This is a genomic window from Salinivibrio sp. PR919 (assembly GCF_001995355.1).
Classification (GTDB): domain Bacteria; phylum Pseudomonadota; class Gammaproteobacteria; order Enterobacterales; family Vibrionaceae; genus Salinivibrio; species Salinivibrio proteolyticus.
This window is the reverse complement of sequence record NZ_MUFL01000110.1, coordinates 1-7,988: the sequence shown is the minus strand read 5'-3', so window position 1 is coordinate 7,988 and position 7,988 is coordinate 1. Positions and strand designations below refer to the sequence as shown.

At 52.7% G+C, this 7,988-nt stretch carries 4 protein-coding genes, 1 pseudogene and 1 riboswitch; of the genes and pseudogenes, 2 read left to right on the top strand and 3 right to left on the bottom strand.

Going from position 1 to position 7,988, the window contains the following annotated elements; all coding sequences use genetic code 11:
- Nucleotides 1-129, bottom strand: a pseudogene (locus BZG83_RS16610) (cation:proton antiporter); the annotation flags it as partial.
- A 181-nt stretch (nt 130-310) separates the two neighbouring features.
- On the opposite strand from BZG83_RS16610, the gene metH reads away from it, so the two are divergent.
- Nucleotides 311-3,976 carry a methionine synthase gene (gene metH, locus BZG83_RS15045; RefSeq protein WP_198536747.1) on the top strand — a complete coding sequence of 1,222 codons (3,666 nt, stop codon included), beginning with the start codon at nt 311-313 and terminating at the stop codon, nt 3,974-3,976.
- 39 nt (nt 3,977-4,015) lie between these two features.
- On the opposite strand, the gene lysC is transcribed toward metH, so the two are convergent.
- On the bottom strand, nt 4,016-5,401 hold the full coding sequence (gene lysC, locus BZG83_RS15040) for a lysine-sensitive aspartokinase 3 (RefSeq protein ID WP_077481749.1): 1,386 nt from the start codon (nt 5,399-5,401) through the stop codon (nt 4,016-4,018).
- Between the two features lie 85 nt (nt 5,402-5,486).
- Nucleotides 5,487-5,671, bottom strand: a riboswitch (Lysine riboswitch).
- A gap of 227 nt (nt 5,672-5,898) precedes the next feature.
- Here lysC and BZG83_RS15035 point away from each other — a divergent pair.
- Complete coding sequence (locus BZG83_RS15035) at nt 5,899-7,032, top strand: pyridoxal-phosphate-dependent aminotransferase family protein (RefSeq protein WP_077481747.1); 1,134 nt, start codon at nt 5,899-5,901, stop codon at nt 7,030-7,032.
- 7 nt (nt 7,033-7,039) lie between these two features.
- Here the strand turns inward: BZG83_RS15035 and BZG83_RS15030 are convergent.
- On the bottom strand, nt 7,040-7,988 hold a 949-nt coding region (locus tag BZG83_RS15030), incomplete at its 5' end, for a Wzy polymerase domain-containing protein (protein ID WP_131825103.1).

Here is a 7,988-nt window from a genome sequence, read left to right as displayed (position 1 = left end):
CCCTAAAGACAGTAAAAGTGCACCTGCCGTGATTGCGATGGTGGTTTGGACGCGGCTAATTTTACTGTTAATAAACGCGATGATAATGGCGGCAGCGGCCATAAAGCTGAGGATAGCGTAGGTTGACATACATCATTCCTGATACGGCTAGGGAGTGGAAAAAAGAGTTACAAAATATTAATAGAAATCGCTTCCAAAACGAACAGCAGATTTGAAATAGATCAATATTAATTCATTTAAATAGACGTCTAGATTTCCATTTTCGCTGTGGTAGGATGAAATTATCGCATTGAGGAAGATGATAAGCGTAATGAGTATGGACCAACTGACACAACAACTGCGCGAACGTATTTTGGTAATCGATGGTGGTATGGGCACCATGATTCAGGGGCTAGGGCTCAATGAGGCCGATTATCGTGGCGCGCGTTTTAAAGATTGGCACTGTGATGTAAAAGGTAACAATGACCTTTTGGTGCTGACTCAACCCGATAAAATCGCTGCGCTACACAGTGATTATCTGGCTGCGGGCGCGGACATTATTGAAACCAATACCTTTAACGCCACCCAAATCGCGATGGCCGATTACGACATGCAAGCGCTGAGTGCGGAAATCAACGTCGCGGCCGCTCGGCTAGCGCGTGAGGTTGCTGATGCGTGGACGGCGAAAACGCCAAATAAACCCCGCTTTGTCGCGGGTGTGTTAGGGCCGACCAACCGAACGTGCTCAATCTCACCGGATGTGAATGACCCGGGCTTTCGCAATGTCAGTTTTGATCAGTTAGTCGACGTGTATGCCGAGTCCACCGAAGCGCTCATTGATGGCGGTGTTGATATCATCATGTTGGAGACCATCTTTGATACCTTGAACGCCAAGGCGTGCGCCTTTGCGGTGGAGAAGGTCTTTGATGCTCGTGGCCTGCGCCTACCCATTATGATCTCCGGTACCATCACTGATGCATCTGGGCGCACCTTATCCGGACAAACGACCGCCGCTTTCTATCACTCCTTGCGTCATGTTGAGCCACTGTCTTTTGGCTTAAACTGTGCGCTGGGACCGGCGGAATTGCGCCAGTATGTCAAAGAGCTGAGCGACATTTGTGAGGGCTTTGTCTCTGTCCACCCTAACGCGGGGTTGCCCAACGCGTTTGGTGAGTATGACCTCTCTCCTGAACAGATGGCGACACACATTGATGAGTGGGCGGCGTCAGGCTTTATCAACTTGGTCGGTGGTTGTTGTGGTACCACGCCTGAACATATTCAAGCGATCAGTGATGTCGTTGCGACGCATCCTCCTCGCCCCTTGCCGGCTCATCCAGTCGCCTGTCGCTTATCTGGACTCGAGCCTCTGACCATTGATGCCGATAGTTTGTTTGTAAATGTGGGAGAGCGCACCAATGTGACCGGCTCAGCACGCTTTAAACGCTTAATCGTTGAAGAGCAATACGACGAAGCGCTTGAAGTGGCATTGCAGCAAGTGGAAAACGGCGCCCAAATCATCGATATCAATATGGATGAGGGTATGTTGGATGCCGAAAAGGCCATGGTGCGATTTCTCAATCTTTGCGCGGCCGAGCCAGATATTGCCCGTGTACCTGTGATGATTGACTCCTCTAAATGGGAGGTGATTGAAGCTGGCCTCAAGTGCATTCAAGGGAAAGGCATCGTCAATTCTATTTCTCTCAAAGAAGGAGAAGAAGCCTTTCTTCACCAAGCACGTTTGATCCGCCGCTATGGTGCAGCGGTGATTGTGATGGCGTTTGATGAGCGGGGCCAGGCCGATACTCAGGCACGAAAAGTGGAAATCTGTACGCGGGCCTATCATCTTCTGGTCGAGCAAGTCGGCTTTCCACCAGAAGACATTATCTTCGATCCCAATATCTTTGCGGTTGCCACCGGTATTGATGAGCACAATAACTACGCGGTCGATTTCATCAACGCCGTGGCCGAGATCAAACAAACCCTGCCGCATGCCATGATCTCGGGCGGGGTCTCAAATGTGTCGTTTTCGTTTCGAGGCAACAACCCCGTCCGTGAGGCTATTCATGCGGTGTTCTTGTATCACTGCATCAAAAATGGCATGGACATGGGGATCGTCAATGCGGGCCAGTTAGCCATCTATGATGATTTGCCTGAATCGCTGCGCTTGGCAGTAGAAGATGTGGTGCTCAACAAAGATGATGGTGCCACGGAGCGCTTATTGGAGATCGCCGACAGCTATCGTGATAGTGGTGAGAGCGAGGTCGCGGAAACCGCGGAGTGGCGCAGCTGGCCAGTAGAAAAGCGGCTGGAACATGCATTGGTCAAAGGCATTACAGAATTTATTGTTGAAGATACCGAGCTGGCTCGCGTGGCAGCGAGTAAACCTCTAGAAGTGATTGAAGGCCCGTTGATGGCGGGCATGAACGTGGTTGGGGACTTGTTTGGCGAAGGCAAGATGTTCCTGCCTCAGGTGGTGAAGTCGGCACGGGTGATGAAGCAAGCGGTGGCCTACCTTGAACCTTACATCAATGCAGAAAAGCAGCAAGGGCAGACCAATGGCAAGATCCTGCTCGCCACCGTCAAAGGCGATGTACACGACATTGGCAAAAACATTGTGGGCGTGGTGCTGCAGTGCAATAACTTTGAGATTATTGATCTCGGTGTGATGGTGCCGACCGATAAGATCCTGTCGGTGGCCCGAGAAGAAAACGTCGACATTATTGGTCTGTCGGGTCTGATCACCCCATCGTTAGATGAGATGGTGAACGTGGCGAAAGAGATGGAGCGCCAAGGGTTTGATATTCCTCTGTTGATTGGCGGTGCGACCACGTCCAAAGCCCATACCGCGGTGAAGATTGAGCAGCATTACCATGCGCCTGTGGTCTATGTACCCAACGCGTCGCGTGCGGTTGGGGTGTGCTCCTCGTTATTATCCGAGACGCAGCGACCTGATTTTGTCGCGCGTTTGGCCAAAGAGTATGACACTGTGCGTGAGCAGCATCAGCGTAAAGCGCCCCGCACGCCACCGGTGACCTTGGAGCAAGCTCGCGATAACAAGTGGCAAACGGATTGGGCAAACTATATGCCTCCGCAACCGGCGAAGCCAGGCATCCATGTTTACGATGATGTTTCGATAGCGACCTTACGTCAGTATATCGACTGGACGCCTTTCTTTATGACGTGGTCTCTCAGTGGCAAATTCCCCGCGATTTTGGATCACGAGCTGGTGGGGGAGGAAGCCCGTCGTTTGTATCAAGACGCCAATGCTTGGCTCGATCGTTTCGAGGCAGAAGGCTTGGTAGCGGCAAAAGGGGTGTGTGGCCTCTTTCCTGCCAATAGCGTGGATGATGATATTGAAGTGTATACCGACTCGTCACGACAAACGGTGAGCACGATATTGAATCACTTGCGCCAGCAAACACAAAAGCCGCGTGGTGCGAACTATTGCTTGTCAGACTTTATTGCGCCGAAAAGCAGCGGTCAGCCGGATTGGATTGGTGCATTTGCGGTGACAGGCGGCATTGGTGAGTATGCTTTGGCGGAAGAGTACAAAGCGAAAGGGGACGATTACAACGCGATCATGATCCAAGCGGTGGCGGATCGACTCGCAGAAGCCTTTGCGGAATATCTTCACCAGCAAATTCGGATCACCTTGTGGGGGTATGCGCCCGATGAGACGCTTGATAACGACGCCCTGATCCGCGAACAATACCAAGGGATCCGGCCAGCGCCAGGTTATGCCGCCTGTCCTGAACACAGTGAGAAAGGCAAGATTTGGCAATTGCTATCGGTAGAAGCGCATACGGGGATGACACTGACCGAAAGCTATGCCATGTGGCCGGGCGCGTCGGTTTCGGGTTGGTATTTTTCCCATCCAGAGTCACGTTACTTTGCGGTAGCGAAAATTCAAAATGATCAACGTGATAGCTACGCAGCACGTAAAGGCTGGTGTCTTGAGGAAGCTGAAAAGTGGCTAGGCCCTAATCTTAATGCCTAACCGAGAAAAGCCAGCGCACGCTGGCTTTTCTTTTGGGTTTTACTCAAAAAGCTGTGTATGTAAACGCTGCACCACCTCGGTGGCACTGTCGTCATCAACCACCATACACACATTGTGATTACTCGCGCCATAACAAATCATGCGCAAGGTGGCAGTATCTAAGGCGTTAAATACCGGCGTCACCGCCCCCGGGGTATGACGCATCTCATTACCGATCAAGGCGACCACGGCTAAGTGTTGGCAAACGTCAACATGGCACAAGGTTGAGAGTTCCTCTAAGGCAGCATCAGGCAAACGGGGCACCTCACCCTGTGTATTGGTTTGATCGAGCGTCAAAGACACGCTGACTTCGGAGGTAGTGATCAGATCGACGGAGATCTGATGGCGCGCTAGGATCGCGAAGACGTTGGCAAGAAAGCCATACGCTTGGAACATCGTCAAACTGGTCAAGGTCACCATGGTTTGATTTCGGCGCAACGCAATGGCGCGGAATAGGGGGGATGATTCCGCCTGTTCTCGGATCCAAGTCCCGCCTTTTTCCGGCGCACAGGCCGCCCCGACAAAGACAGGAATATGCTGGCGTACCGCGGGTAATAGCGTGGAGGGGTGGAGCACTTTGGCGCCAAACGTCGCCATCTCCGATGCTTCACTAAAGCTGATCTCTGCAATAGGACGTGCTTTGGCGGCGAGGCGTGGGTCGGTAGTATAAATACCCGGTACATCGGTCCAAATCGCCAAGCTTGTTGCCCCGAGAGCCTCGGCAAACAAAGCGGCACTGTAGTCGCTGCCTCCTCGGCCAAGAGTTGTCGTTCGTCCTTCTTTGTCGGCACCGATAAAGCCTTGGGTCACTAGAATGTGATTGTCTAGCTGCGCATTCAAGCGCTGACACTGTTGCTGAGTCAGGGCGATATCTGGAATAGCGTGACCAAATTGGCTATCCGTTTTCAAATATTCGCGGGCATCAATCCGAGCTGCGGGTAGGCCAAGGTGGACGAGCAAGTGAGTAAACAGGTGCGTAGAGGTAAGCTCGCCACAGGCAACCAAGGTATCGGTAAGCGCTTCGCTCGGGGCCTCACAGGCTTGCTCACTCAAGGAGATAATCTGCTGGTGGAGCGTTCGCACTGCTTCTTGGGTGTGATGACAAGGAGGCAAAGCTGCCAGTATTTGCTGGTGGATAGCGTCTATTGCATCCAGTGTGTTTTGGCGTAAGACATCGTTTTTTATGCCTTGGGCTAAGGCGACAAGATGGTTGGTGACGCCGGCACATGCGCTAATCACTACAAAACGGGTCTCGGGATGGCGCATAATCACTGCGGCACTTTGTTGCATGGCGGCAAAGTTGCCAACACTGGTGCCGCCAAATTTAGCGACTGAAATAGATGGTAACGGGTTCACGTCCTTTTCCCCTTTTGAGCTCGTGCTCATTGATTCAACATATTTAAAAGTCAGTGGGGAACATCAGAAGTCACGTCGCAAACGCGAGCAAAAAGGAAGAGCAAACGGCAGGCATTCTGCCAGAAGCGCTCCACCTGTCTGTCCAAATGGATGACAAGTGACAGCCTGAAGGATTCAGCCTTCATGGCCGGCGGCTCCTTACCCTGTCGGAACCCCCTCGGCATCGCCTCCCCTGATTATCACGCCTTGGAGTAGGGCTCCGCGTGATAACTGCCTGAGTGATGCACCTCTTCTGTATGTTCGGCCATGTGTTGATCCACATGGTGAGTGGCTACATTACGGGCGCTAGTGAGTGGTTGTCAACCGCCAATTGCGTTACAAAGCGACGATCAGGCACCTATACCGCCGCTATCCGCCACCCGTTGAATATGCGCTCTAGCACGTAAGTTCGCGATGTGGCAATGGGGCGATGAACACAAAGTATGCTATAACGGAAAGCGCAAATTTAGCAGACACAAGGATAGGTTATGGCAACTTCAATTTCCGATATCCGCTCATTTCAGCCGATAGAGCGCACCCTGATGGGCCCTGGCCCGTCTGATATTTCTCCGCAAGTGTTGCAGGCGTTGAGTCGTCCGACGTTGGGACACCTCGATCCCCTTTTTATTGCGATGATGGATGAGGTCAAACAGCTCTTACAATATGCCTTTCAGACCGAGAATCCGTTTACCATTGCGGTCTCTGCCCCCGGGAGTGCAGGAATGGAAGCGTGCTTCGTTAACCTTGTAGAGCCCGGTGATACCGTGATTGTCTGTCGCAACGGGGTGTTTGGCGACCGAATGCGAGAAAACGTTGAACGCTGTGGTGCGCACGCGGTGATGGTTGACGATGCATGGGGCGAGCCTGTCAGCCCCGACAAGGTTGAAGCGGCATTAAAAGCGCATCCAGAGGCTAGTATCGTCGCGTTTGTTCATGCTGAAACCTCCACGGGCGCTTGCTCAGATGCGCAAACACTGGCGACGCTGGCGCGCGAGCACGGCTGCCTTACCATTGTTGATGCCGTAACATCACTTGGCGGTGTCCCCTTGAAAGTCGATGAATGGCAACTTGATGCGGTCTACTCCGGCAGTCAGAAATGCTTGTCATGCGTCCCAGGCTTATCGCCGGTCACCTTCTCGGCGCGTGCCGTTGAAAAAATGCAAGCGCGCACCCACAAGGTACAAAGCTGGTTTCTCGATCAAAGCTTAGTGCTGGGCTATTGGAGCGGTGACGGCAAACGCAGTTATCACCATACTGCACCGGTTAACAGTCTGTATGCATTGCATGAATCATTACTCAAGTTATATCAAGAGGGCATTGAGAACGCTTGGCAGCGTCATCAAACCATGCATCAACGCTTAAAAGCGGGGTTGGACGATTTAGGTATCCGCTTTGTGGTGGATGAGCCTTATCGCTTGCCGCAATTGAACGCGGTGTATATTCCGGATGGTGTCGATGATGGCGCGGTACGCCAACATCTGCTCAACACCTATAACCTCGAAATCGGTGCTGGTTTGGGCGATCTCGCTGGTAAGGCATGGCGAATTGGCTTAATGGGCTACAGTGCGCGTGAAGAAAACATCGCGCTATGCTTAAAAGCATTGGGCGACGCACTGCGCTAGGCGCACGTTATTCCGGCAGAGTGCGCATCGGTAAGGTGTGGCGAGTGGTCCACACCTTGGCGGCTTGCGGAAACAAATATCGCGCCTCTTGCTGAATATCGCGCGCCCGCTGCGTATCGCCAATTTGCAGAGCAATCTGATAAGCATGCTGGTAGCCCGCAAACGTGGGGTGTTGTGCCACATGCTGCAGCCATAAGTTAAGGTGCTGGTGGCGATCGGCATCCGACAGCGTCTCTAGGTTGTGCTGAAAGTGCTGTTCTGCGAGCCCTTGGGTGAGTTTACTTTGCCACCACGGATGTTGCTGATAGAGCGCAATACGCTGAGAGGTTAATAAAGAGTCACGCAAGTAGCGATTGGCTAAATACACCGATGATAGGCACAACAATCCCACCAAGATCATTACAGTGGCAATACTGCGTGTCGCGATACGCTGCCCATATTCGGCGGTAGAAAATGTGATTCGTTGGTATTTGCTGGTTAAATTATCCAGCCAGTACAGCCACATGAGCAGTAAAATGCCGTTAAACCACTGCGTACCGCTGGCCGGATAGATAAGCAAGCCAGTGAGTGGCGGAAGCACGAGCGCAACGAGCATACGCCGCGTGCCTGAAGGGGCGCGGATAATGCGAAGCGCCAGTGGCAGTATCACGGCAAGATACGCCAGTGCCATCACAAGCCCACCTTCCAATAACCACAATGCTAGCGCGCTCGGTAATTTCACAGGACCCGTGTGTCCCGGATGTGCCGCCGATGCCAGTAGTAGAGTCGTTTGTCCATGACCCATGCCAACGCCAAAAAAAGGCGTTTGTTGAAATTGCTGCCAGGCAAGCCACAGTGCGCGTTTGTCTTGAGGCGTGAGCCATTGCCAGCTTTCTTGACCGGTCAGCCCGAACACCGCGAGTAACGCCCCGGCAGACATGGCGGCCAGCCACGCAAGGTGCTGGCGCCGCGGCGCC

Bases quoted from the DNA above. Each gene is read 5' to 3' on its own strand.
- metH (WP_198536747.1), top strand. From the start codon at position 311: ATGAGTATGGACCAACTGACACAACAACTGCGCGAACGTATTTTGGTA.
- lysC (WP_077481749.1), bottom strand. From the start codon at position 5,401: ATGAGCACGAGCTCAAAAGGGGAAAAGGACGTGAACCCGTTACCATCT.
- BZG83_RS15035 (WP_077481747.1), top strand. From the start codon at position 5,899: ATGGCAACTTCAATTTCCGATATCCGCTCATTTCAGCCGATAGAGCGC.